The following is a 26,377-nucleotide window of genomic DNA, read 5'->3' as shown; positions in this document are numbered from 1 at the left end:
GCAGTACGAGCGGAGCGAGTACGGGTGAGGGTAATGCCTCAACTTAACTAAAAAGTATTTTTAAAAGTCGTACTCCAATCCCGCCAGATAGACGAGATCGGAGCGGAGTCCGTCATTGGTAACGGGAAGACGGAAGCTGGCGTTGAGGATGAGACCCGCAAACGGATTCACCTTAAAACCAAAGGCTCCATCCAAGAAATGACGCGGCAATCCTTCCGGGTCCACACGCCACGAACCCAACATTTCTGCTACTAACGAGAAGCGAGGCGTAACCATGAAATCGACGGCAGTAGCGTATTCGAGCGTGTTTTTGTTGGATGATTGGGTTGTAATCTTTCCACCACCGTTGAGATGAAAATTGAGGCGATTGGCAAACAAGTTCTTCGAATAGAGGATCAAAAAGCGCGCTTTGAAGGCATCGTCGCCAAGAAAATTGTTCTTATTCCCAGTAGGAAAAGTCAGCTCGGCTAAACTCCCGAATGATCCCCAGTAACTGTCCAGCAACCGCGCTTTTGCTCGGATCAGCAAATCTCCCACCCCAAAGCGGCTCTTATCGACGGTGTTGCGCTGGGTCCGTTGAAGGAATGAAAAACGAGTACCCACGCCTTCCCTTGGTGAGCCACGGAGAATAATAAAATCAGAAATGCGGCATTGGTTGGCTTTGGCGCGATCGATGCCGCACCGTGGATCTGGCAGGAACGCTGCAAAGTCATCTCGGAGTGTCTGACTGCCCTGCTGCAGTGTCGACCTCGCGCGTAACGAGATCTCCGTGAGTGGTAGTAAGAGGCTCACATCGATCCAATCGGTGATCCCGTAAATGCCGTAGATAGCGACGGAATTGGTTTTGACCTTGAGATTGACTTGTCCTTGGACAATGCCGGTGTCTAAAAAGGGGCCGAGGGAATCTTGACCAGGAAACAGCTTGTTATTTAACTGTAATCGCGACAATGGCTGTCCGTTGAAGGTGTCGAAGTCTTGTCGAACATAAGAGACTCCAAAAGCGAACACCCCTTTCCCGAGGGTATTCACGCGCTCACTAAAGATGGCACCGAGTCCAATCGAACTCCGCTCGAACACACTCAAGGTCGGGTTAAACGTATATTCAAAACCCGCACTCCCAGAGGGAAGCGGAATTACTGCACTCTCAGTGAGGATGTTTCCGCTCAAGCCGCGCGAAAAAAGGCGGGCGATACCGCCAGGGCCTGCAGTTTGGATCGGTCGACCAAAACTTTTGGAGTTGCGGTCCGCCGAAAGTAATACGAGCGAGTCGGGCAAATCAGAACCAGTGAAAAATGCCTGGTTGCGAACAGTAAGAAAAATCGATTGTGAGCCACCAAAGAGGGAGTTCTCCAATGAGGACCGTAAGTTGCGAGCAAACGCCGGAGCGGTGAGAAGTACAGCGCCGAGCACCACCCCGATAGCCAACAGTATTTTCTTCATGCTCCTCCTCCTTCCAAACGGCAGACGGCGCAACAGGATGTGATCGTAACAAAATTGTCGAGCGAAGGCGAATGGCACCCCGAGTGAGTAACTTCCTGTAACTATCCTACTTACGTTCCTACCGTCAAGAGTATTTGGCTATACAAGAAAAATCCATAAAAATTCCACACAAACTCTACCGATTGACGTAGCCCTATCGTGTGCGGTACGACCTTTCTTCTTGACGAAGGGGATTATACAGTTTGATTACGCTTATGTTGGGCTCGCGAAAATCGAAACAGGGGGTATGCGTACACTTTACGCTCTGACCTTTCGAGTGTGTCATTCTCTGAGCGCAGCGAAGAATCTCTCTGAGAGACCCTTCACTTTGTTCAGGGTGCTAATTCCGGTGTGCCAGTCTGCTGTTCTGATTGAGTGCGGGGAATGTGAGTCTTCTCTGGAGGTGCAATCGTATGAAATGTTTCAACCGCTGTGTGATCGTTCTCATTGTGGTGCAAATAGTTGCGTGGGGGGCGTGGTCGCGGAGTGAGGCACGCAACTTAACAACGGTGCTCGGTGAAGGGTTTGATCTGATTCCACGAAATCCACTCCTGATTACGAACCTGGTATTCCCTACTGCCGCTGATGGAAGGGCGGATTTTTTTGCCTTCTCCACCGCAGGGCAGGGGTTAGCTCCAGCGCTTTCCGCTGCAGTTGCGCAAGCTGTGACGCAACAATCCCCACTGGCGTCAGTTGCCCCTGCTTTCAGTTATCGTTACATCCCCTCGTTGAGTGTGTTTGAACGCTCCACCAGTGTGCCTGGTCCCCTTTTTAGCGAGCGCGCGCTCACCCTTGGGAAAGGGCAACTCAACTTCGGTATTGGCTATTCCTATGTCGGTTTGGATGACGTCAACGGCGGGAGCTTGCAGAACAAGCGTAGTCCATTACTGCTCGAAGCGTTTTGCCCATCTACGGCTGGATTGCCGTTGTTCCTTGATCCACTGTGCGGGCGATTTCTCGATGATGGATCGTTGCTGAGGATTGCTGCCCTTGGACTTTCTTCGGTCCGCACCCGGATGCATATTCAGACGCATCTGGCCGTGCCTACCTTCCGCTACGGACTCACGGAGAACTGGGACGTTGGCATTTCTATCCCCATAGTGAATACCTTCTTACGGGTGCGCCATGATCTCATTCCCGTAGCTATAACGGCCGATGCGTTTCTCGTGTCGAATGTCGACCGACAAGGGAATGTCAACCTTGCGTTACTCAATTCTTCTCTCCAACCAGTTGACCTGACCCAAGCCCGCTTTTTTGCTGCCAATCGCGGACGACGAACATTAACCAAGGTGGCGGGAAGTGCGACCGGGGTCGGTGATATTTCGCTGCGAACGAAATACCGGCTCTGGGGTGGGGAACAAGGTGGTGCCGCAGCGGGCTTGGAACTGCGCCTCCCGAGTGGAGACGAGGACAACTTTCATGGTACCGGTGAAACGCACGTAAGCCCGTTTATTTATTTGTCGCAAGTGATGTGGGATCGCATTGAACCACATGTGAATCTGGGGGTGGATTTTAACACTAAGAATATGGATCGCAGTGCATTCCTCTACTCTGTCGGTGTTGCCGCGCTTGTATGGAAACGGCTCGGCGCGGGGATCGATATTATTGGCAGGAGCGATTTTGGTCGGCTGCAACCTGGCAAAGGCAGTGGGCTTGCCGGATTTTCTCTCTCCCGTCCGGCTTCATCGTGCTCACAAGCGAACCCCTGTACCCTCGGCGACAGCCCTCCCTTCCGTTTTCCCTTTAAGTTCAAACGCAATGATGTCATCGACATCTCTTTTGGTCTGCGTTACGTGTTGGGGGTCTCGGGGTCAATCTTTTTTGGCGCTATTATGCCTCTTAATGACGATGGCTTCCGGGCTGATTTTATTCCATCTGGGGGGATGGGGTATACGTTTGACGGTAGAGAAGATAGAAGCCAAAGCTCCACAGTGTAGCGGGCGCTGCGTGCACGCTGCCATTCAGCGTCATAATTTGTGCGCATGGCACGCGCTACTACAGACTCCGTGTTTGTACTTAGTGTATGGGACCTTCTGTGGTATGAAAAATCTCTTATTTTGCAAAGAGTAAAATGTATTTGCTAAAACTGACTGAGGGGGCTAAAAAAAAGGATAGAAACAGCCGATTCCTCAAAAATACTGGTATTGTTGTGAAAGGAGCGTTCCGTGTCCATCTGTGGCGCAGTTAAAACCGACACGGGTAAGGTGCGTGTGAAAAACGAGGACTCCTCCGGATTCTTTCCCGAGGCGGCGTTTTATATCGTGGCGGATGGGATGGGGGGGCATCTCGGGGGAGAGCGCGCAAGTGCCTTAGCTGTAGAAACGATGCATGGGGTTCTCCAGGAAACTGAGGGAGAAGATCTGACGCCCATCACAACCGAGAATGGCTGGTCGTCGGTCGCTGGTCGTCGTCTTTTCCTCGCAATCCAGGGAGCAAATAACAAAGTTTTCGAGATGAGCCAGCAGGACCCGGCCCTCAATGGCATGGGGACAACGGTGGCTGCTGTCTTGTTTGATGAGCACGAAAGCGTTGCCGGGATTTGTCATGTTGGCGATTCTCGCGTCTATCGCGTTCGTGATGGTACGATTGAGCTCCTCACGGAAGATCATTCGCTTGTGCAGCAGTTACTCCGTGAAGGCAAAATCGGACCAACAGAAGTCAAGACATTTCCGCACCGTCATGTGTTGACACAAGCCGTTGGGGTGAGTCCACTTGTCCAACCTTCAGTGCGGCTCGAACGGCCCCAATCCGGAGATATTTACCTCTTGTGTAGTGACGGGATTCATGGGGTGGTTGAAGATAGCGACATGCTTCGTATCATTAACGAGACCGCTCCAGATTTCGAAAAATCGTGTGATGCGCTGGTCAATCTCGCCAATGAACGTGGGGGCCGAGATAACAGTACGATCATCATTCTGTCGTACATTGAAGATCCAACCGTAGCTGGCTAACTCGGAAGTCCACCCATGGCAACTAAGCCGATGGTGATTTCCCGCAAGTACGAGGTTGTTGGCCAACTGGGTCAAGGTGGCATGGGGCTGGTGTATAAAGTTCGCCACACCGCCCTCGACACCATCTCTGCCCTCAAGGTCCTGCCTGCGTATTTGATGGAAAACGAAGACATGGTGAACCGCTTCTATCGGGAAGCGCGCGTCATGGCTCGGCTTAACCATCCCAATATCGTTCGTGTCCTTGATATCGAGCGCGATGAGACTCTGAACCTCTACTACTTTGTCATGGAGTACATCGAGGGGGTGACGCTTGGAAAATACATCCGTGAAAAAGGCCCGTTGCCGCTGCCGGAAATTCTGCGTATCTCGCGCCAGGTCGCTGAAGCCCTAGGCTATGCCCACGGCCATACCCCGCCGATCATCCATCGTGACATCAAACCCGCCAACATCATGATTGAGGACCATTCGTCACGCGTGGTGGTGATGGACTTTGGCATCGCCAAGGAACTGGGCGATGGCGATTCCACCAAGACCGGCATGGTGATCGGGACCTTGAAATATGCCTCGCCTGAGCAACTGCGCCATGAGCAGCTTGACGGTGGAGCGGATGTCTATTCGCTGGGTATGGTGATGTATGAGATGTGCACCGGTAGGCAATTCTTCGGCGGGCTCGATGAACATGCCGTGCTGGGCAAGGTCTTGTACGATACCAAAGAGAACGAGCCGCACTTTGATCGCCCAACGCCTGCCGCGTTTGCTGACCTGTTGACGCGGGCGATCGCGAAAAATCGTGCCCATCGCTACCACAGCATGCGGGAACTACTGCAAGCGCTAGAGAGCTGTCGGAATTTGAGCGCTGATGGAGAAGACACCGGTACGCTGATTCTCTCTGGGCTGGGAAAAAAAGAAGAGAAAAAGCAAGAGGCACAGGCTGACGACGATATCGAAGACCAGATCCGCAAACTTGAAGAAGAACGGGAGCGTCGTCGTATTTTGTCGCTCCAGACGCAAGCGCGTGAGGCACGCGAACGCGCGACTCGTGACGGTGCGTCAGAATGGGCTGCCACCTTGCTTCAGCAAGGAATGACGGCGGAAGGACACGGTGCGAAGAGCTTACGGGACAAGGACTTTACCGCAGCTCAACAAGCATTCGATGAGGCCATCCAGATCTTCACCCAGGCAGCCGCAGAAGCGCAAACCGCAGCAGCCAAACGGAAAGCCGAGCAGGCACGGGGTAACATGGCCGCCGCCAAGGAAGAGGCTGAGCACTACGGCGCACGAGGGCACGCGCGCACGCGATACGCGCGTGCCCTCACCCTGGAATCGCAAGCTGATGAATTTCTTGAGAAAGGTGATTTTCAGCACGCGGCGCACGGCTATAGTGAAGCTGCACGTTCCTTCGCTGATGCTCGCGAGCAAGCGTACCGTGAGACCCTAAAAGACGAAGCAGAGAAAGCGCATGCGCGGGCGACCGCTGCAAAAGCGGCGGCGGAAGAGCAAGGTGCGACACGACTTGCCGCTAACCTCTTTCGTGAAGCTGCAGATCAAGAACAACGGGCAAGTGCAGCAATCACGCATGAAGAATTTACCCAAGCGCGTGAGTTATATCTTGCTGCTGCGCAAAAATATGAGCGTGCGCAACAAGAGGCAGTCAATGAACAGCAACGGTTAGAAACCGTCGCCGTCCAACAACAAGCCAAAGAAGCACAGCGTCAAGCTGAAGACGCGCAGGCGCGCGATCTTGCCTCTCCGTTGTATCAGCAAGCTACCTTGTTCCAGAAGCAAGGTGACACGCAGTTGCAAGCGAAGGCGTATGACAAGGCCAAGCAGGCGTATCTGCAGGCGCGCGATCGCTATGAGCAAGCCACCCAAGAAGCCGCTACCGAACAAGATCGACAGGCTACTGCTGCAGTCCGGCAACAGCTGCAACAAGCCCAAGTGCAAGCTGACCAAGCGGAAGCAAAGGAACGCGCGGCTTCCTCCTACCAACAGATTCAACGCTTGGTTGCCGAGGGACAAGAGCACGAAAAGCGAGAGCAATATCGCGAATCTCGCCACCGCTATACAGAGGCCGCCCAGCGCTTTCAACAACTCGCGCGTGAATGTGCCGTGCTTGCTGCCCGTGAGCAGGCTGATACCGCGCGGCAGAAAATGGCAGAAGTGGTGCAGGGGAGTGAGCCCCTGCAGGCCTGGGCTAAGGAGAACTGGGCGCAGGCGCGTGAACGTGTGCAGCGTGCGGACCAGGCCTACCAGAAGCAAGAATATCGCAGTGCTACGGATCTCTACACTCAGGCTGCGAAGGCTTATACCCAAGCACGCACTAACGCTGAGCAAGAACAATTACAACAGGAAGTCCGTGATGCACAGCAGCAAGCGCAGTCTGCAAAAACGCGCGCTGAACAACGCGAAGCAACGCGTTACGCTGCTGAGTTGTGGCGCGATGGGCTTGCTGCACTGAGCGACGCTGAAAAACAGATTCGCACCAAAGAATTGCGGGCGGCGATTCAACGCTATTGGCGCGCGGCAGAGCTGCTGGCGAAAGCTGCTGACGATGCGCAACGGGAACGTCACAGACAGGAAGCCGTAAGCGCTCGACAACGTACAACGGAAGCACGGCAGATTGCCGAGAAGTCCGGGGCTGCACAACGCTTTGCCACGGATTTTGCTAAAGCCTCACACCTTGTTGAGCAAGCGGCCCAAGCGGAAACGCAAGAGAATTTCTCTCAGGCAAGCGAGGCCTATCAGCAAGCACGTCAACTCTGGGAGCGTCTTGGGGGCGAAGCCTTTCGGCAAGCTGAGAAGGAAAAGGCGGAAGCCGCACGGAAACGTGCGGCTGAATCTAGGAATGGATTGGCGGGGCTCACTGAATGGCGCGGAGCGAAATGGGCTGACGCGGAACGAACAGAAGCTGAAGCGAACGCCGCCTGGGAAGCCCAGCAGTATGCGAAAGCAGCAGAAGCGTATGATCGCGTCACGCAACGTTACATAGAAGCGCGAACAGAGGCCGAGAAGGCTCGACACGCAGCTGAGATCGAGCGGCAGCGACGCCGCGCACTCGATGCGCAGCAACAAGCGGAAGAAGCTCGCGCTGAAGCGCAACGAGCTGAGGCGGAAAGGTACGCTACGGCGCTCTTTCAGCAAGGGGCGCAGACTGCTCAACAGGCCGAACAACAGATGCACGCCCAGCACTGGAACGATGCCAGCCAAGCGTTTGCACAAGCACGGTCACTGTGGTCACAAGCTGCGCACGATGCACAACAAGAAAGAGCGCGGCAGGCTGTCATTGCCCTGCGTCAGCGATTGGAAGCTGCTCAGGTTGCAGCCACTGAAGCGGCAGTCCACTCACGCTTCGCACAAGAGTTTGCTCGTGCTCAACAGGTAGTTGTCCGGGGACAACAAGCGGAAACACAACAAGACTTCTCCCAAGCGAGTGATTTATACGAACAGGCTCGTCAGCAACTGTTGCGTCTTCGTCGTGACGCAGACGTTGAGGCTGCACGCGAAGACGCTGCAGCGGCGCGCCAACAGATGCTGCAGGCGAAAGAGAACGCGAGTGAGCTGAAACAATGGGCCAACGCACAATGGGAGGCCGCGCAGAAGCAAGAAGCCGATGCCGAGCGAGCGTTCTCAGACCAAGACTACGAAAACGCACTGGCGCAGTACACACAGACGGCGCAGTTATACACGACGGCAGCGACAGCAGGAGAACAGGAACGACTCCGACAAGAAACCGCTGCGGCAGAAAAACAGGCTGGTACTGCGAAGAAGCAAGCCGAAGAAGTTGATGCCCCACGCTATGCGGCCACGGATTTTAACCAGGCGGCGGCGGCTCTCGATGAAGCGAGTCGCCACCAACGACAGCAAAAATTTAGTCAAGCTACACGTGAGTATCGCCACGCAGAAGAACTCTTTGTGCAGGCGAAGGGTACGGCACAGCATGAGTACGCTAAGCAGGAAATGCTTGCTGCTCTGCAACGTGCAGAAGAAGCAGGATCTGCCGCAACCCAGAGTTCTGCCGAGCAACGTTTCCCGCGCGAGTTTGCTCAGGTTCGAGGACTTTTCGAACGTGGCCAGGCTGCGCAAAAAAAAGATGACTTCACTACAGCCCGCCAGAATTACGAACAAGCGCAACAACAGTTTATCAAGCTCGTTCAGGCGGTGCAGCAACAAATTGCTCAGGAAGAGGCCGATGTTGTGCGGCAGCAAGCCGCACAGGCAAAACAAGCGGCCAGCACCCTAGCTCCTCGTTTTGCCGCAGCCCGGTGGAAAGAAGCGCAAACCTCCGAGACCGAAGGTGAGAAAGCGTGGCAGGCACAGGCGTATGAGCAAGCCCGCGCGCATTATGCGCAGGCTGCACAGATCTATGAGTACGCGCAAGCTGAAGCTGAAGTAGAGGAGCAGCAGCAACGTGCCCTCTTGGCTAATCAAGAAGCGAAAGGACGTCAACGCGAAGCTGACGCCGTGCATGCTCCACAATATGCTGCAGACCTCTATCGACAAGCACAGGAAGTGCGAGAGCAGGCGGAGGCTGCGTTAGCTGCAAAGCAATTCGAGGAATCGGTTACGCTCTCAGCGCAAGCAGGAGAGTTGTTTGGTCAGGCATTGGGAATTGCCCGGCTTGCCCGAGCGAAGCAAGCCGCGACAGAGTCGCAGAAACGGGCCGTTGCAGCCCAGGCAGAGGCCCAGGCGGTCAGGAGTGAAGAATTTCTTCCTGGTCAACATGTCGAGGCGATGTCTGAGTTGCATAAGGCAGAGCAGGCGCTTGCCGACGAAAAGTTTGATGCGGCACGAGACCAGTTTGACCGTAATGTTTCGCGCTGGAAACAGATTCGCCAAGAGTCTGAGGTTGCATGGCAAAAGCATGAAGCCGAGGGTGCAAGAACTCGCGCGTACGAGCTGCGACAACAAACGCAGACTGCGAAAGGGAAACAGAAAAAGTCAGCTGAGAAGTTTATCACTACAGGCGATCAGTCGTTTCAGCAAAAACGCTACCCACAAGCGCTCGCGAGCTATAATGAAGCCTCTGCACTTCTCTCCGCATTGCAGCAGCAAGAAACAGAAGTCCATCCGCTGCTTGATCAGGGGCCAACAACGGAAGGCGAGCGTACCAGTCGTCCCGTTCCCGTGGATGCCCCTTCTCCTGCGCGTCAATCTTCGCCAGTTGTCGCAGGTATCGCCGCGTTTGTCGTTGTTGCTGCCTTAGGGTTTTATTTCAGCCGAGGAGGAGAGTCAGTTAACCCGCAGAAACCGTCGACTCAGCAGGCGCAGGAGGAAGAAGCCCGAAAGGCCGCCCAAGCGAATGCAGCACAAGAAGAAGAGGCGCGTCTGAAAGCTGAACAAGCCAAAGCCGACCAATTGAAAGCAGAGGAAGAACGTCGTAAGGCCGAGGAGGTAGCTAAATCCCAAAAGGCAGAAGACGATCGCCGCAAAGCTGAAGAAGTAGCCAAAGCTCAGAAAGCAGAGGAAGATCGGCGAAAGGCGGAAGCAGCAAAAGCGGAAGCCGATCGTGTGAAAGCCGAACAAGCCAAAGCTGAGAAGCTTAAGGCGGACCAAGAGAAAGCGGCAAAAGCGGAAGCTGACCGCCTAAAAGCTGAACAAGAAAAGACCCTACGGGCCGAGGCGGAACGACTCAAAGCTGAACAAGAAAAGGCGGCAAAAGCGGAAGCCGATCGTGTGAAAGCCGAACAAGCCAAAGCTGAAAAGCTCAAGGCGGATCAAGAGAAAGCGGCAAAGGCGGAGGCCGATCGGTTGAAAGCGGAACAAGAGAAGGCAGCAAAGGCAGAAGCTGAGCGCTTGAGAGCTGAACAAGAGAAAACTGCACGAGCGGAAGAGGAACGGCGCAGAGCAGAAGAGGCCGTTCGCCAGAGAGCTGCAGAGGAAGAGCGGCGGAAAGCAGAAGCCGCGAGACTGGCGGAAGAGGAACGATTGGCGAAGGTCCAACGCGAAGAAACTGAACGGGCAAAGGAAGCCGGACCTCCCAGTGATAGAGAAGCCATGAACTGGCTGGAAACCATCTATCGCCCGGCATGGGAAAACAAAAATACGGATGCCCTGGTGCAGCTCGGCGAAATCTCAGCACAGGACGCGACCAGACTTCGTGGGATCCTGGAGGGGTACAAAAGCTACAGTGTATCGTTCCGGGATGTGAGCGTCCGCAACGAAGGGAACCGTGCGGTGGTCCGCTTCATCCGAGTTGACACGATAGATGGCAAGACTCTTGCCCTGCCACCGAAAGAAGTCAAGTTAGAAAAAAGTAATGGCGGGCGTGTTGCTCGCACGCGATAGGCTTTTTTGTCTACCCCGCCTGAGTGGTGCGCGGCACTAAGGCAAACGCGACCTGATCAAGGCCGCCGAGCCGCCACCCATTTGCACCATATTCAAGAACAGTCGACAATTGAATACTCTTTTCGATCTGTCGTTCTGTGAGGCGATCAATAAAACGATCGGTGCGGAAAAACGAGACCGTAGCGGTATTCGCCGTGAGCTGGACTTGTACATTGCGCACATCGATGTGTAAGTCACGAATCGTGTGAGAAAAATAGCCTTGCAAAGTAGAAAGTTGCTCTGTCGTCAGGGTGGGGTGGTACTGGGCCAGTTTATTCACCTCGCCTTGGGCTAACGACGAGAAATAGCCCTGCAAAAAGGTGAATAATGGAGCTTGTTGTTGGGCCTGTTCTGGTGAGGCTGCAATAACCGTAGCAGGCTGTGATGTTTCCCCGAACGAAGAGGATGTCGCTGTCAAAAGGCCCAACCACGGCACGATAACAAGAGTGGCGATCCGGTACAGGTTCATACGATACCTCTTTGTACTGCAAATTACTGTACCCTACTTTATCGGCCTATTCTAGAAGTATTTTATTGTCAGACGGTGGGTACTGTAGGGGCGTCGTCTGCGACGTCCCTACGGCATTTGTACGGGGGAGGTGGCGAGGCCTTAGATCGTTTTCTCAACAATCACGTATTTTATCCCCATTTTTTCCAGCCAGGCCTTTGGTGGATCAGCACCGATGAGGACAAACACGGCGTCATTGTCGAGTTCGTGGACTTCGTTCCCTGCTTTGATTGAGACCCGTTTCTCTTCGATTTTTGTGACGTTAGAATTCAATAACACTTTCAGTTTTCCGGCTTTTTCTTGTTCTTTAATGGCTTCGACGTTTCGTGCTGCCGCGCGCGAGAAAGCCCCGCTTCTATACGAGATTGTCGCCGTGGCCCCTGGCTGTTTGGAGATCGCTACTGCCGCCTCAATGGCGCTGTCACCGCCACCGACGGCCAGCACGTGCTTCCCTTGCCATTCTGCAGGGTCGTTGAGGTTATACGATACTTTAGGAAGATCCTCACCCGCTGCACCGAGTTTGCGAGGGTTGCCCCGCGCACCTAAGGCGAGAATCACATACCCGGTCTGATAGGTGCCTTTATTCGTGGTGACGGTTATCACGTTGCCGTTCTTCTTGACTTCGCTGACCTCTTCGTGGGTATTCACGTGCAAGCTTTCCTTGCGGACAATGTCTTCCCACAGTGCGACGAGGTCTTCCTTGGTTGCATCTTTCATCGGTAACAAGCCGTAGACTGCCATCTGCACTGGTTCGGCGAGCACGGCTTTATCTCGTGGGTAGTTCTGGATCGTATTCGCCAAACTCTCGCGTTCAAGCACCACGTACCGAAGACCACGTTGTTTGGCTTCGAGACCGGCAGCGAGTCCACAAGGACCAGCACCGACGATGATAACGTCGTACTGGGCTTCAGGAATCCGCGGTTTACGAGTATCGATGTAACGAACAATTTGTCCGCCCTGATTGACGACCTTTTTGATGAGAGCGTTGCCCAGAATTTCTCCGCCCAAAAAGATGCCCGGAACATTGTGACTTTCGCTGTTGGGGTCAATATCCGGTCGTTCAGATTTTCTGACGATCGGCACAGGCGAGATACGGATCGCGCCGGTCGGGCAGTTCTCATGACAAATGGTACAGCCTTCGGTGAGTGACCGACATGCACCAGGAGTGACAACCGCAGCCTTGTGTGTCGCTGGAGACAGTGCCAGTACTTTTCCGGGACATGAGTCATAACAGGTACCGCATGGCAGACAGGCGTCGGAGTCAATTGTCGGATAGGGGTACAGGGCTCCCTCACTACTCGGAGTAGGTGGTGGGATCGCCGCTGCTGGTGCCGCTGCTGCTGGTGCCGCTTCTCCCTCATGCCCGTCGTGTCCTGCTGCTGCTGGTGCCGCTTCGTTTGCGGGGGGTGGCGTAGCCGTTTCTAATGACGCCAGCCATCGTCGAGCGAGGCGCATGTCTGCGTAGATATAGGCACCGGTCGCACCTACGAGTCCAAGCATAGAAAGAAGCACGCCGTTCAATGACAGACCACCAAACCAACCCCAAGCCAATTCGGTCGTCGATGGATAACTGTGATGTTGTCGATGGCAATCTAAGCAGGCGATCGTTACTTTCTTCTCTTCATGACACGAATAGCAGGCGTCCATCGGCATCGGATATGCTGCTGAAGAGCGGAGGACCGGGCGATACTCAGTCTCGCTTGTCACAACCGCATGACACTGAACACAGCGCATTTGCCCATGATCGTTATGCTGAAAGACGACGTAGTTGATATTTCGTGCGACATGGGTCACACCCCCGTCGGCCTGGGTGTGGCACAACTCACAATCTTTCGAGGCGCTCTTCTTGGCGATCTGGGGATCGACGTTGGCAACCTCTTTGTGACAATCGATACACTGAGCATGTGTGGGGAATGGCGCAAACTGCCCGTCTAATAACTTGACGTGGCAATCCAAACATTGCTCCTGCTTCTTGTTTTTCTCTAACACCTGCGCGCTGTGGAGAGCGTGTGCATACTTGAGCCCAGTCGGCTGCGCAGAGAAATCTTTCTGCCAGGTCTCTCGTGCGGTGGAGAGTGCTGCCGGTTGTATCCCTTGCGTCGGCACTTTTCCGGGTTGTGGGATCAGCTGTTCAGCGACAGAAAAGACTTGCGTGTGATACACTCCCATCGGACGTGAGGCATACGCACGGACGTTCATGCCTGCTTCATGACAACTCCAACATTGCTCTTTTCCGCCTTTGATCGCGAAGGTCCGGCCTCGGTGTTCAGTATGACAACTGACGCAATCGTCACGCCGGTCGTCTCTCACTTTCAATACATCAGCGTGACAGTCCGTGGCGGCGCAGGTGGCATTGACTGGTTGAAGACCCCAAGTGGGATGGCACGCTGTACAGCGCTGTTCAAAGGTGCCGTTCTCTAGCTTGGCGTGACTTTCTGAAATTGGACCACCGGCAAAATAGTCAGACCGTCCGAGCACCGCGAAGCCATACGAACTCAGGGCTGCAACCAACATCAAGGCAAATGTGGCCCACTGTCGAGGAGTGCCGGGAACTGTGAACGGTCGTAACGTCACTCCACTTTGCCGAGCGATAATAGCTAAACGATCTTTGAACGCCGCCGAACGTGACCTGACATTCTCGGTGGCGGGCTGCTCAACGACCACAGGTACTGGTGCATCCGGTGTTGCGGCTGGTGGAGTTGGCGCATGATAGGGAACATACGAGGTCTTTTCATCGGCACCCTCAGCGGCGGCTGCGGCACCTTCAGGAAGGGTGATCTCAACCTTGAACCGAGTGTCTGCCAGCAAGACTTCTTCGCCGCCCTTGAGAGCCACACGAGTAATACGCTCGGTGTTCTGTCCGATAAACGTCCCGTTCAGGCTTCCATCATCGACTAGGAAAAACCCAGCGGGGGAAATCTCGATTGCGCAGTGAATACGTGATGCTCCGCGATCTTGCAGACGAAACGTTGCTTGTTCGCCACGACCGATGGTGTAACGTTCCACACCAGGAAGAGGAGTGAAAACCGTCCCTTGATCTGCTCCTTCGATCACCCGTAGGGAAATTTTAGGACCAGCCGGAGCCGCGCTCGTCGGTTGCTTTGGTGGAACCGCAGGTTGCCTAACAAAACGGGTTGCTTCATCAAGAGGTGGGGTACTGCTTTGTGCCATCGCAACGCGAGTTGCTTCATCGGTTGGCACTATCTGCGTTGCTCGTGTGCCGCCGCTGAGCGCGCTCAGGGTGAAAGTAAAGTTTTTGCCGCCGACGGTTCCAGTAATGCGCATGGCTTCTTCACTGCCAACTTCTAAGGATACAGGGGGATGCGTAAGATGGATTTCGACGCGAAATTGGTTCTGGCCAACGAAAAATGTATCTCCATCAGCGAGGTCGGTTTGATAGACGCGAGTTTGCGGGGTGCTTAAATACACACCATTGACACTATTGTTATCATACAGGCGGTATTTCCCTGCCTCCCGCTTAATCGTGGCATGCACCCGAGAAGCGGTAGAGTCATTGACGGCAATGTCACATGTTGTTGCACGACCGATGGAAATAACCTCTCGTGCCGGAGAGTAAACCATGCCGCGGTTTGGGCCACCAACGATAGTCACAACGATCGGCACGTCTGGTTGATGAACGGCATTGAGACCGTCCGTTGCAGTCGGCGGCGTTGGACTGACCGGTGGGGTTGGGCTGACCGGTGGCGGTGCTTGGGCAATACGAGTGGATTCGTCTGTCGCAGCCGCGGGTTGTCCTGCACTGGCAGTGTTGCGCGGCCCCGGACTTTCCTGCGACTGCAGCGACAGGTCTACACGGATACGACTTTTCCCGATGAGGATTTCATCGCCGTCTTTCAGCGTATAGGGCTCGGTAATGCGCGTTCCTTGTGAGTTGACAAACGTCCCGTTGCCACTTTGGAGATCGGTCAAGATATAGTCGTTACCGCGCCGTTCAATGCTGGAATGGCGACGAGACACTGCGGCATCATGGAGCACGACCGTACAGGTGCTACTCCGTCCGAGAATAATCGGATCGCTTGAGGGGGAGATCTCTTTCCCTGTTTCTGTTCCGGTCTGTACCGTGAGCTTGATCATGGCCGCTATTCCTTCTGCGTTTAGTAGTAGAGGATCGAGACAATGTGAATGAGTGAAAAGATCATCAGCCCAGCGGTTAACGGAATATGCAAACTGAGCCAGATCTTCAGCAGATAGTCGTACCGCAACTGCGGGTAAAGTGAGACTTCAAGTTTCTCTTTCTGGAAGAGTAACCGCACCATCTGGCGGAAATCTTCTTGTTCGGTGCCGGGAATTTCTTTGACGATCAGACGTAGACGATCCGGACGGGTCGTATCGCGGGCAATTTCTGCTGGTGCCCACAACCAACGCCACGATGGCTTGAGACTCACCCCAGGGATAGCGGTTTCCTGTTGATAGATTTCATTGAACAGTTGGGATTTGCCTTGGATAATCGTTTCTAACTCTTGGGTCACTTCTTGTAACTCATCGCGCAACTCTTCTGGCGTTTTTTCGACTCGTTCTTCCACCTTGGTCAAGGCCGTGGGAACAAGTTGATAAATGATGTAGCCCCAAGTCCCTGTCGCTACGACGCCAATCAGGCAGATGAGAGCGAGGACGGCGACCAGATTACCGAAACGAAAACCCGCGTGCGTCAGAATGAGCAAGATCGAGAGGAGGCCAAGCATCAAGTGCCAGTAATACCAGGTCTGTAAACGGCCTCCCCACTCGCGTCGACCAATGGCCAACCGTACACCACGTCCGCCTGGACCGGCATCCACTTGGGCATAGAGAAAACGTTTCATCCCGGTTTGTCGCAGGATGGCGCTCGCTTGACGACGAACTGCGGAAACCGTCAGTGAGGCATTCTGCATGACCTGGCGTTGCAAGTTTTGCAGCTGTTCAAGTGCGGTGCGCTCGCCTTCTTTAATCTTCCGTCGTACATCTGGATCAACGCGGATCGCGTTCATTGCGCGACTGAGAAAGCGACGGCGGACACTATACAGCAGCGCACCGATCATGGCCGCAAACCCGAGATTCCCCAGAACGAGCCCTTCAAACGTGCGGCCCGACGGCGGCCCGACCAAGTGTGCCGTATAGTGATCGTAATACGCGATGTTGACCAGAGCTACTAATATGGTAGCGATAACATACCAACGTGCGGGTGACCGCATACGCTTCTCGTCTCCTGCTGGCGTTAAGACTTCTTGTTACGTTGTCCAGTGATGATGACGTCAAGTTCATCGGCCCGGTAGCGCCGAATGGCTTGGGTTGGGCAGTTGTTCACACACGCGGGAAAGAGGTGGCCCTTATCGAGGTCACACTTGACCGGCACCTTTTTCAACCGTGGGCGTTGCTCAGCCCCAACGGTTTCGCCGCGTTTGTGGGCAGCGATATGAAAAAGCTGATCCGCTAAGGTCGGTGGTGTCAAATGCTCCAACTCTTCGATGTCGACCATAATAATGTTGCCGTACGGGCAGCGTTGCGCACACCCGCTGCAACCAATACAACTATCGGTGAAGTAGATATCTCCGTCTTTGTCGCGTTTGATACCACCTGACTTGCACAAGAGGCACACGGGATCCTGGCAGAACCGACACGCTGTGGGTAACAGCATCTCCTGAAAGATCGTTCCCTTACGAATAAGGCGAGAGATGCCATCATCGTGAGCGGCGGCACACGACTTTACGCAGTTATCGCAACGAACGCAGAGGGTTTCATCGATGGCGAGAACATCCAGGTTCGGCATCACCTCGGCTTTGAACTGCAACCGTGCACCAATAAATGTCACGTCTTGTGCCATGTCGGCATCTAACCGACGTAGATTGGCAACGCCGCGACTTTCCTGGATCGCTTGTGGGTTGGCATTGACCAGTATTTGGAACTGTGGACCTGGCACGACCAGCAACTCCGTACGGCTCATGGCTGTCGCACTTGCTGCGCGTGGGGCATTGTTCAGGACGCCGATTTCGCCGAAGCAATCGCCTTCACTGAGATAGCTGAGAATGCGCTGTCGGGCTTCGCCGCGCTTCGAGATTTTGACGAACCCTTGATGGATGACATACAAGTCGTCTGGTGGATCGTCTTCTTCAAAGATGATGTCGCCAGCTTCAAACGTCTTCAACTCCACTTTCTCTAGGAGACGTGTGATGTCGTTGTCGGAGGTGAAACGCAGCATCGGAATACGACGAAGCAGGGTGAGCACTGCTCGTCGTACATACTCTTGCATGATCGGGCCACGGAACGCATCTTGAGTTTTTGCGAGTTCTTGAACGATAAACTGCGGCACCAGGAGCAACAGTGTCGGCGTCACCGCCTCAGCCGTGATGAGATGGGAATTCATGGAGAGCGCAGACATCTCACCAAAGAAGTGCCCGTCTTTGAGGTCTTCGAGCGGAACCATTGCTTTACGTTCGTTATCTAACGAGACGCTGGTGTTGGTGCGTACCGTTCCTTTGAGGACGATGAAGAGATGCTCGCCGAAGCTTCCCTCCTGAAAGATGACCGTCCCTGCTGGCACTTCGTAGAAATCGGCATTCTCAACCAGCGCGTCCCGGACGTAAATGTCACGTCGCTGTTTGCTACCGTCAGGCATGAGGACAGGACGCATCTTTTCAAAAAGTTCATCAAGCACATCGCCAAAGATTGGCAGGCGGGTAAAATAATCCAGTTTTTCCCGCGCGTTCAGGGTAATCTGGCGCGCGGTGTCACCAGAGGGATGATAAAATATCGGGCGATGCTGCCCAGCAGATTCAGTAAATGGCATATGTTCTACCGTTGAGGAAAATGAAGGAAGCGCCCTAACGTAACAAGAGACATTTACGATCTCAAGTGTGCAAAAGAGAACGTCTTCATTTTCGTCGTTGTGATTAAAGTTAATTTAGCTCATCAACTGGAATATCACCAGCTGTATCGAACACATAATGCGGACGGAAGGCATACGTGGAGATGTCTTCACGTCTGGTGACGCCGGATAACACGAGAATCGTACGCATACCCGCTTCAGTGCCAGCGATGACATCCGTATCCATACGATCCCCAACCATAAAGGTATCTCCTGAATGCGCACGTAACCGACGCAGGGCTGTGCGCATCATCAACGGATTTGGCTTACCGACAAAATAGGGATGGGCTCCGGTCACGAGCTGAATAGGTGCAACCAATGCGCCGCACGCTGGAATAATTCCATGATCAGATGGGCCAGTGACATCGGGATTGGTCCCGATAAGCCGTGCTCCACCACGAACGAGAGCTACAGCTTTTTCCATGCGGTCATAGTCATATGTCCGGGTGGTGCCGACGATGACGTAGTCGGGGCGATCTTCGGTAATTGTGTATCCTACGGCGAGGAGCGCTTCGCGTAGCCCTTCTCCGCCGATGATGAACGCACGGCCATTGGGCAACTGGTTGTTGAGGAAATCAGCGGTGGCCATGGCTGAGGTGAAAAAATGATGTTCGCTGACCTCGATTCCCATTTTGCTGAGTTTGCGCTGTAAGTCCGGCGGCGTCAGATTTGAACTGTTGGTGAGAAAAAGAAACCGATGGTTTCCCTTCGTGAGGCGGTCAATAAAGTGCTTTGCGCCGGGAATGAGTTCGTTACCAAGATAAATCACCCCGTCCATATCGATGACATAATTACTAGGCATAGGTTCCTCACTTACTTGTGATGTGTGTGTTGTGCTGCATGGTACGTGTCACGTGTCGCTGGGGCGGTGTGTGAGACCGCTTGCTGCCGTTGCCTCCACCAACCACTGGAGGCTTTCCGGTGCGGGTTGAATCAGTTGTGAAGGAAGGCGGTCGGGTTGAAACGGACCTTCGAGCACTTCTTTTAACGTCAGTGCTTTATCTGCTCCGGCAACGAGAAAAGCGACGTGCGCAGCAGCATTGAAGACTTTTGCCGTGAGTGTGACACGCCAGCTTGAGAGTTTTTCGACGTAATGGGCGACGGCGAGGCGGGTTTTTTCCTGTAAGCCACTTGTTCCAGGAAAGAGGGACGCGGTGTGGCCGTCAGGCCCCATCCCGAGGAGTGCGAGGTCAAAGCACGGGGTGCCGTCGGATGGCAGTGAAAATACCTCTCGGAGTTTTCGCTCGTAGTTATAGGCTGCCTCAAGCGGCTCCAGTTCTGCCTGAATGCGATGGATATTCTCCGGGGGAATAGGAACGTGCGCGAGTAACGCCTCGTTTGCCATGTGATAGTTGCTATCTTGATGCGTTGGTGGCACACAACGTTCGTCACCCCAGAACACATGCACGTAGGGCCAGGCGATCGGTTGCATGCGAGGATTACCGTGAGCAAGCAAAGTGTAGACGCTTTTGGGAGTGGATCCTCCAGAGAAGGCGACCGTAAAGCGTCCTTGGCTGGCAATGGCCTCGTTCGCCAAGCGTGTGAACAGGGCCGCGGCTTCGGAATATAACTCTTGGGTATCCTGGTATATGTGAAGGTTTGTCATAGGTTATAAAAAGTAAGCCATAGGCTGTAGACTTCACAGCCGCGTTTATTCGTCTCGTCTCCATTCATCAATCAATGAAGCTACCAGACCGGTCCAGCCGGTTTGATGAGAGGCGCCGAGGCCCCGCCCGGTATCAGCATGGAAATGTTCGTAAAAGAGCAGACAATCACGCCAGTAGAGGTCATCACGAAACTTCTGAGCTGCCCCGTGGACTGGACGTTCCCCGCGTTCATTGCGAGTAAACAAATTGATCTGACCATTGGCAAGCCCACGTGCTAACTCATCGAGAGTGACTTGCTTGGCAGGATTTGTAGGGTCAGCAATCGTCAATGCAGCCCCGTAGGCTTTCCGAAGTTTGCGCAAGGATTCGATCAGGAGAAACGTCGTTGGCAACCAGACCGGTCCGCGCCAATTCGAGTTCCCGCCTTTATGCATGGCTCGGGATTCGCCGGGCTCATACTCCACTCCGTCGTTGCCGAAGGTAAACGGATGCTGCTCGTGATACCTGGAAAGGCTACGAACCCCAAACGGCGAGCGAAACTCCTGTGGATCCCATACTCGCTGCAGGAGCTGGCGGATCTGCTCAGGATTCATGATGGCGAGAACATGAACCTGTTGCCCGTCCTGTTGTACGGTCGTGACACACTGTTGCACTAAATCTTGGCGATTGCGTAAAAACCAGTGCAGGTTGGCACGGAAATCTGCGAAGGGCACAATCCACTCTTCTTCGAGGCGTTCAATCGCATATAAAGGAATCAACCCCACCAGGGAACGCACGCGGAATTTGTGAAACTCACCGTTCGGGTAACGTAAGACGTCGTAAAAGAATCCGTCTTTTTCATCCCAGAGCTGGTAGTCGCGGCTCCCCATGTTCTTCATCGCCGCGCCGATATAGACGTAGTGCTCGAAGAATTTCGTGGCTAAGGCCTCGTAGGTTTTGTTCTCTTTGGCCAATTCCAAGGCAATACGCATCATATTGAGACAGAACATGCCCATCCAGCCGGTTGCGTCAGATTGTTCGAGCTTGGCGCCGTGGGGTTTCTCATGGCTGCGGTCGATCACGGTGATGTTGTCCAAGCCGAGAAAGCCACCCTCGAATACGTTATTCCCTTCACTATCGACTTTATTGACCCACCAGGTGAAGTTCAACAACAATTTGTGACAACACTGCTCTAAAAACTGGCGGTCGGCACTGCCGGAGCGGACACGGTCCATGTTGTACACCCGCCACACTGCCCATGCTTGGACTGGAGGGTTTAAGTCAGAGAATTCCCATTCGTACGCAGGGATCTGCCCGTTCGGGTGTTGAAACTGCTCGAAGAGTAACAACCAGAGTTGTTCCTTGGCAAATGCAGGATCAACGAGGGCCAGCGGGAGGCAATGAAACGCGAGATCCCAGGCGGCGAACCAAGGAAATTCCCATTTGTCTGGCACGGACAAGATGCGCTGTGAATTCAAATGTCGCCAGTGGACGTTCCGAATGTGGTGGCGTGATTCTGGGGGTGGCCATTGCGGGTTGTCACCGTGCAGCCACACGTTCACATCATATAAATAACTCTGCTTGTTCCACAGCATGCCGGCGAGGGCCTGGCGTTGAATCAGACATTCATCTTCAGTGGCGTTCTCAGGATGAATCGAGCGGTAAAAGGCATCAGCTTCTTTTTTCCGCTCTTTGACAATGGTGTCCACTTCAGCAAGCGGACTCGCAAGTTTCGTATCCGTTAAACGGAGGCGGACCACCACTGACCCATGAGCAGGAACAGTGAGGTTTGCATAGTGGAACCCGGCTTTGGTACCAATTTGCTTAGGGTTGAGACAATCTTCACCGTTGATGATATGGCGATGAAAGGCATCTTTGACATACGGGCTACGGGATTGCACCTGTGGACCCCACACCCGTTCTGCATTGGTCTCATTGTTGGTGAACAGCAGTTGGGCCCCAGCTTCGCCATACAAATACCGTGGCCCGAGCTGATAGGACGTCAACAAGTTGGTGAGTGGTTCAGCAGCAGAGTCATTGGCGCGAAGGCTCAGGAAGTTTTTCCCACGCGGGCCGACCTCAATCACAGGTTCGGGCTTTGCCGTGGGGTCCCAGGCCCAGCGATTACGGAACCAGAGTTGTGGGATAATATGAACCGGTGCTGCTTCTGGGCCGCGGTTGCACACCTCAATGCGAATGCACAGGTCGTCTGGTCCAGCTTTGGCATATTCAACAAAGACATCGAAGTAACGGTTCTCGTCGAAGATGCCGGTATCGAGGAGTTCGTATTCAGTCTCCCCAGTTCCTTGTCGTCGCTGATTTTCCTCTATCAGTTGCACGTAGGGATACGTCGCGTGCGGATACTTGTAGAGGTACTTCATGTACGAGTGCGTAGGGGTAGAGTCGAGATAGAAGAAGTACTCTTTCACGTCCTCGCCATGATTTCCTTCAGTCGGGACCAGGCCAAACGCCCGCTCTTTGAGAATAGGATCTTTCCTATTCCACAGTGCGAGCGCAAACACTAACAGTTGGTACCGATCGCAAATTCCGGCGAGGCCATCTTCCCCCCAGCGGTACGCGCGAGATCGCGCATGATCATGAGGAAAGTAATCCCAGGCTGTACCGTAGGGGCTGTAGTCTTCACGAACCGTGCCCCAGGCCCGTTCGCTGACATACGGTCCCCAACGTTTCCAGGACGCTTTGCCTCGGGCGTCTTCGGCAAGCCGTTTGGCTTCTACAGTGACTGTTTTTCGTGGAGCCTTCGCTCGTTTGGCCATGTGTAGCGGTTCCGTTCTAGTGGTTCTCAGCTAATAATTCGCGAGCAGCATGGGCGGCACCAAACTGTGAGGCCTTGGCATTAAGAATGATCCGTACGGGAATGTCAGCCATGAACGAGGCGTAACGTCCCTTTGCCAGGTAAGCATCCATAAACGCGCCGGAGATAGCTTTCGCAAGCAGCTTTACAATGATGCCACCACCTATGTACACACCGCCGAGCCCCATGATTGTCAGTGCGAGATTGCCAGCCTGGGCACCATACACGCCAAAAAAAATGTCGACTGCCTCGGCGCACGTCGAGCAGAGATCCTCGACGCCTGCCTGGCCGATGACTGCAGCTGGGTCCTCGTTGACCAGACGTTGGCGAACGATAGGAGCGACGGGCTGATGCAAATGCTGATCGAGAAAGTTGAAGATATTGACGAGCCCAGGGCCTGACAGGAGACGCTCGTACGATACGTGCGGGTAACTCCTTCTGAGAAAATGGAGTAACTCGACTTCTTTTTCTGTCCGAGGAGCAAAATCGGCATGGCCTCCTTCGGTGGCAATTGGCCGATAGCGGGTACCATCCCACATCAAGAACGCTTGCCCCAGACCGGTCCCGGCCGCTATGACGACGCGGTGACCGTTGCGTGTTTTCCCTTCGTGGAGAATCTGGATTTCCTGGGGTGGAAGGAACAGCGACCCATAGGCCGTTGTTTCCAGATCATTCATCAGCTGAATGCGCGAACAATCGAGTGCTTTGGCAATGCGGTCAGTTTCTACCTTCCACGGCAGGTTCGTGGCCAACACGACGCCATCGAGCACCGGCCCGGCTATACCAAAGGCAGCGGCGGAGACGTGTTCTCGGCCTTCCTTGAGGAACTCACCCAGCACTGATTCCAATCCATCGTGTTGTCGACTGGAAAAGGAGGACTCGCGGACAAGGGTAACGTGCGCAGGTCGCTCGACTGCGTAGATCGCCAGGTTCGTCTTGGTACCACCAATATCACCAGCCAATATATACTGTGCCATGCGTGCCTCGTTGCTCTCTCCCTGTGCATGATCTACATGTCACGAATCGATCGCCACTGTGCTTGTGTCCCGTCGAATAACTTCTGCGCTTCATCCGGCCCATCGGTAAATGGGTAATAGTTGGGAAAAGTCGGGGAAGGAAGATTTGCCCAGCCATCATGAATTGATGAGATAACGCGCCAGGCATACTCGACTTCATCCGAACGCGTGAACAACGAGGCGTCACCACGCAACGCATCGAGTAAGAGCCGTTCGTAGGCTTCGGGTGAGCGTTGCTGGAATACTTTGTTATAGAAGAAATCCATGTGGACATCTTCAAGATGAATACGCATTCCTGGCTGTTTGCAGGCGAATGAGAGATTGATGCCTTCGTCAGGCTGAATCCGCAGAACCAGCACATTCGATTTTGACCGGGAGACATCTTCGTTGCCATTGTTTTCGAGTTGGCCAAACAAATGGAGCGGGGGATGTTTAAATTCTACCGCGATTTCCGACACGCGCTTGTGCAAGCGTTTGCCCGTGCGCAACAAAAACGGGACACCGGCCCAGCGCCAGTTGTCGATCTTCAGACGCATAGCAACATAGGTTTCGGTGATGGACTTCGGATTCACGCCTTCTTCTTGTCGATACCCTTTGACAATCGTGCCGTTGTTTTCTCCGACACCGTACTGACCACGCACTGTATTGGCCGCGACCTCTTTGCGCGAGAGTGGGAGTATGGCACGCAGCACTTTTACTTTCTCATCACGAATGGCACGTGCTTCGAGTGCGGCTGGTGGCTCCATGGCGAGGAGACACAGTAATTGCAGCATGTGGTTCTGCACCAGGTCACGCATCGCTCCAGAGGTGTCATAGTACGCACCACGTCGGCCTTCCATGCCGAGGGTTTCGGCGACAGTGATCTGCACGTTGTCGACATATTTTTGGTTGAACAGCGGCTCGAAAATCGAGTTGCCAAAACGGAAGCTCAAAATATTCTGTACCGTCTCTTTGCCGAGGTAATGGTCGATACGGTAAATTTGACTCTCGTCGAGGAGTGCGGTGACATCCGTATTCAATTGCCGGGCACTGGTGAGGTCTCTACCGAACGGCTTTTCGATAATCACGCGCGACCACGTCTTATCTTGGCGTCCACAAATCAAGCCTGCAGCGCACAGGTTCTGAATAATGACGGTAAAAAACTCTGGTGAAACCGAGAGATAAAACAGCCTGTTTCCAGGCAGATTCCGCTCCCGATCGAGCTGTTCGAGTTTTTCTTTCAACGCTTTGAACGAAGCCAGATCATCGTTACTACCTGGGTGATAGTGCAACGCTTGCACGAGTTGGTTGTCGGCAGTGACAGTATGCCCTTCACTTGCCAGTTGTTCTTGCAACGCAGTACGCATGTTTTCGCGATAGGCTTCATCGCTCATCGAGGTACGTGAGAAACCGACTACGGCGTATCGCTCTGGCAGGTACCCGGCCCTTTGCAACTGATAGAGCGCAGGGATGAGCTTGCGCTTACTGAGATCGCCAGACGCACCAAAGATGACAATGGTAACAGGATCTTTGGCGCGAAAGACCTCGTCTCCTACCTCAACTCCTGTGTCGCGGTTTCCTGTGACCGATGTTTTGACTTCGCCTGCGCTGTCCATAGTATGTCCTCTTATGATTTACATGTCGGAGCACGGTATCCCGGGCGCCGCGTATTGGGAGGTGCCTCGGCACCTCCCAATACCAGACGTCACAAAATTCGTACACCTTCCGCGGTACCTATTCGCCATTGTCATTCTGAGCGGAGTGAAGAATTCTCTAGGAGAGACCCTTCACCTCGTTCAGGGGGACAATTCTGGGGTGCCAGTTCTCTGCTATTGCCAGAGCGAAGACGGACGTGTTTACTTCGCCTTCACCGCATGCCCACCAAACTCATTACGTAACGCCGCGAGTACCTTCTCGCCAAACGACTCCGCCTGTCGCGAACGAAAACGGGTGTACAAGGATTGGGTAATCACAGGGGCCGGAACATCTTTCTCGATCGCGTCAAGAATTGTCCATCGACCTTCGCCTGAATCCTCGACGTAGCCTTGAATCTTTGCCAGTTGTGGATCTTTACTCAAGGCACTGGCGGCGAGGTCCAAGAGCCACGAACGAACAACGCTGCCCTGCATCCACATATTGGCGATGAAGGGGAGGTCGAGTTTAAAATCGCTTTTTTGCATCAGCTCGAACCCTTCGGCGTACGCTTGCATCATGCCATACTCGATGCCGTTGTGAATCATCTTGACGTAGTGGCCAGAGCCGTGTCCGCCCATGTAGCCGTAGCCGTTCTCCGGTGCAAGCGTTTTGAAAATGGGCTCATGTTTGTTGAACACTTCGCGGTCACCGCCAACCATCATGCAGTAACCGATTTTGAGTCCCCAAATACCGCCGCTGGTACCGGCATCAAGATAATGAATACCTTTTTGCTTCAGCATGGCTGCGTTGGCTACGTCATCTTTGTAATGAGAATTGCCACCTTCAATGACTGTGTCTCCAGCGCTGAGAAGGCCTGCCAAGGTATTGATGTTGTCAGTCGTCGCCTTTCCTGACGGGACCATGACCCATACGGTCCGAGGGGCGGGAAGCTTTTTGACTAGCTCTTCAATCGAGAAAGCAGCCGTAGCCCCGAGTTTTTCCACTTCACGAGTTGGTTCTGGGCTACGATTGTAGGCAATGATTTGATGCCCACCTTGCAATAAACGCCGAACCATGTTGCCACCCATACGTCCCAAGCCAATGAATCCTAATTGCATATGATGCCTCCTCATTAAAAAATTTATGAATTAAGAATGGAGAATGCCAAATGAAGAATATAGATAACCGCATGTGAGATTTTGTCGCGTGCCATTTGCAATGTTCA

Annotated in this window: 14 protein-coding genes; 3 read left to right on the top strand and 11 right to left on the bottom strand. The window is 53.8% G+C overall.

Annotation, left to right across the window (positions count from 1 at the left end):
- Window positions 1–60 precede the first annotated feature (60 nt).
- On the bottom strand, window positions 61–1,440 hold the full coding sequence (locus tag FJ147_00700) for a hypothetical protein (GenBank protein ID MBM4254396.1): 1,380 nt from the start codon (window positions 1,438–1,440) through the stop codon (window positions 61–63).
- Between the two features lie 452 nt (window positions 1,441–1,892).
- Between FJ147_00700 and FJ147_00695 the strand changes: the two genes are divergently transcribed.
- The 3 genes from FJ147_00695 (at window position 1,893) to FJ147_00685 (ending at window position 10,715) form a co-directional block, all read left to right on the top strand.
- On the top strand, window positions 1,893–3,416 hold the full coding sequence (locus tag FJ147_00695; protein MBM4254395.1) for a transporter: 1,524 nt from the start codon (window positions 1,893–1,895) through the stop codon (window positions 3,414–3,416).
- Between the two features lie 228 nt (window positions 3,417–3,644).
- Window positions 3,645–4,430 carry a serine/threonine-protein phosphatase gene (locus FJ147_00690; GenBank protein MBM4254394.1) on the top strand — a complete coding sequence of 262 codons (786 nt, stop codon included), beginning with the start codon at window positions 3,645–3,647 and terminating at the stop codon, window positions 4,428–4,430.
- Window positions 4,431–4,445: 15 nt separating this feature from the next.
- Entirely contained in the window at window positions 4,446–10,715 is a 6,270-nt protein-coding gene (locus FJ147_00685; protein MBM4254393.1) for a hypothetical protein, read from the top strand.
- A gap of 10 nt (window positions 10,716–10,725) precedes the next feature.
- Here FJ147_00685 and FJ147_00680 read toward each other — a convergent pair whose 3' ends face one another.
- From FJ147_00680 to gnd, 10 genes are all read right to left on the bottom strand, one after another.
- Window positions 10,726–11,223, bottom strand: a complete 498-nt coding sequence (locus FJ147_00680; GenBank protein MBM4254392.1) for a hypothetical protein — start codon at window positions 11,221–11,223, stop codon at window positions 10,726–10,728.
- Window positions 11,224–11,364: 141 nt separating this feature from the next.
- The gene (locus tag FJ147_00675; GenBank protein MBM4254391.1) at window positions 11,365–15,357 is read right to left on the bottom strand and encodes an FHA domain-containing protein; all 3,993 of its coding nucleotides are present in this window, start codon (window positions 15,355–15,357) and stop codon (window positions 11,365–11,367) included.
- Between the two features lie 20 nt (window positions 15,358–15,377).
- The gene (locus FJ147_00670) at window positions 15,378–16,451 is read right to left on the bottom strand and encodes a hypothetical protein (GenBank protein ID MBM4254390.1); all 1,074 of its coding nucleotides are present in this window, start codon (window positions 16,449–16,451) and stop codon (window positions 15,378–15,380) included.
- Window positions 16,452–16,474: 23 nt separating this feature from the next.
- On the bottom strand, window positions 16,475–18,043 hold the full coding sequence (locus tag FJ147_00665) for a cyclic nucleotide-binding domain-containing protein (GenBank protein MBM4254389.1): 1,569 nt from the start codon (window positions 18,041–18,043) through the stop codon (window positions 16,475–16,477).
- A 109-nt stretch (window positions 18,044–18,152) separates the two neighbouring features.
- Complete coding sequence (locus FJ147_00660; protein MBM4254388.1) at window positions 18,153–18,923, bottom strand: HAD family hydrolase; 771 nt, start codon at window positions 18,921–18,923, stop codon at window positions 18,153–18,155.
- Between the two features lie 48 nt (window positions 18,924–18,971).
- Window positions 18,972–19,727: a 6-phosphogluconolactonase gene (gene pgl, locus FJ147_00655; protein MBM4254387.1), complete on the bottom strand. Its 756-nt coding sequence runs from the start codon at window positions 19,725–19,727 to the stop codon at window positions 18,972–18,974.
- A 45-nt stretch (window positions 19,728–19,772) separates the two neighbouring features.
- The gene (locus tag FJ147_00650; GenBank protein MBM4254386.1) at window positions 19,773–22,484 is read right to left on the bottom strand and encodes a glucosidase; all 2,712 of its coding nucleotides are present in this window, start codon (window positions 22,482–22,484) and stop codon (window positions 19,773–19,775) included.
- A gap of 16 nt (window positions 22,485–22,500) precedes the next feature.
- The gene (glk, locus tag FJ147_00645; GenBank protein ID MBM4254385.1) at window positions 22,501–23,499 is read right to left on the bottom strand and encodes a glucokinase; all 999 of its coding nucleotides are present in this window, start codon (window positions 23,497–23,499) and stop codon (window positions 22,501–22,503) included.
- A gap of 32 nt (window positions 23,500–23,531) precedes the next feature.
- Window positions 23,532–25,133 (bottom strand): glucose-6-phosphate dehydrogenase, encoded by a 1,602-nt coding sequence (zwf, locus tag FJ147_00640; GenBank protein ID MBM4254384.1) that lies wholly within the window; start codon window positions 25,131–25,133, stop codon window positions 23,532–23,534.
- A 240-nt stretch (window positions 25,134–25,373) separates the two neighbouring features.
- Window positions 25,374–26,270 carry a decarboxylating 6-phosphogluconate dehydrogenase gene (gene gnd, locus FJ147_00635; GenBank protein MBM4254383.1) on the bottom strand — a complete coding sequence of 299 codons (897 nt, stop codon included), beginning with the start codon at window positions 26,268–26,270 and terminating at the stop codon, window positions 25,374–25,376.
- Window positions 26,271–26,377: the final 107 nt, after the last annotated feature.

Source organism: Deltaproteobacteria bacterium, assembly GCA_016874775.1.
Taxonomy (GTDB): domain Bacteria; phylum Desulfobacterota; class Binatia; order Bin18; family Bin18; genus VGTJ01.
This window is presented reverse-complemented; position numbering and strand designations above follow the sequence as displayed.

Bases quoted from the DNA above. Each gene is read 5' to 3' on its own strand.
- FJ147_00700 (MBM4254396.1), bottom strand. From the start codon at position 1,440: ATGAAGAAAATACTGTTGGCTATCGGGGTGGTGCTCGGCGCTGTACTT.
- FJ147_00695 (MBM4254395.1), top strand. From the start codon at position 1,893: ATGAAATGTTTCAACCGCTGTGTGATCGTTCTCATTGTGGTGCAAATA.
- FJ147_00685 (MBM4254393.1), top strand. From the start codon at position 4,446: ATGGCAACTAAGCCGATGGTGATTTCCCGCAAGTACGAGGTTGTTGGC.
- FJ147_00680 (MBM4254392.1), bottom strand. From the start codon at position 11,223: ATGAACCTGTACCGGATCGCCACTCTTGTTATCGTGCCGTGGTTGGGC.
- FJ147_00675 (MBM4254391.1), bottom strand. From the start codon at position 15,357: ATGATCAAGCTCACGGTACAGACCGGAACAGAAACAGGGAAAGAGATC.
- FJ147_00670 (MBM4254390.1), bottom strand. From the start codon at position 16,451: ATGCGGTCACCCGCACGTTGGTATGTTATCGCTACCATATTAGTAGCT.
- FJ147_00665 (MBM4254389.1), bottom strand. From the start codon at position 18,043: ATGCCATTTACTGAATCTGCTGGGCAGCATCGCCCGATATTTTATCAT.
- FJ147_00660 (MBM4254388.1), bottom strand. From the start codon at position 18,923: ATGCCTAGTAATTATGTCATCGATATGGACGGGGTGATTTATCTTGGT.
- pgl (MBM4254387.1), bottom strand. From the start codon at position 19,727: ATGACAAACCTTCACATATACCAGGATACCCAAGAGTTATATTCCGAA.
- FJ147_00650 (MBM4254386.1), bottom strand. From the start codon at position 22,484: ATGGCCAAACGAGCGAAGGCTCCACGAAAAACAGTCACTGTAGAAGCC.
- glk (MBM4254385.1), bottom strand. From the start codon at position 23,499: ATGGCACAGTATATATTGGCTGGTGATATTGGTGGTACCAAGACGAAC.
- zwf (MBM4254384.1), bottom strand. From the start codon at position 25,133: ATGGACAGCGCAGGCGAAGTCAAAACATCGGTCACAGGAAACCGCGAC.
- gnd (MBM4254383.1), bottom strand. From the start codon at position 26,270: ATGCAATTAGGATTCATTGGCTTGGGACGTATGGGTGGCAACATGGTT.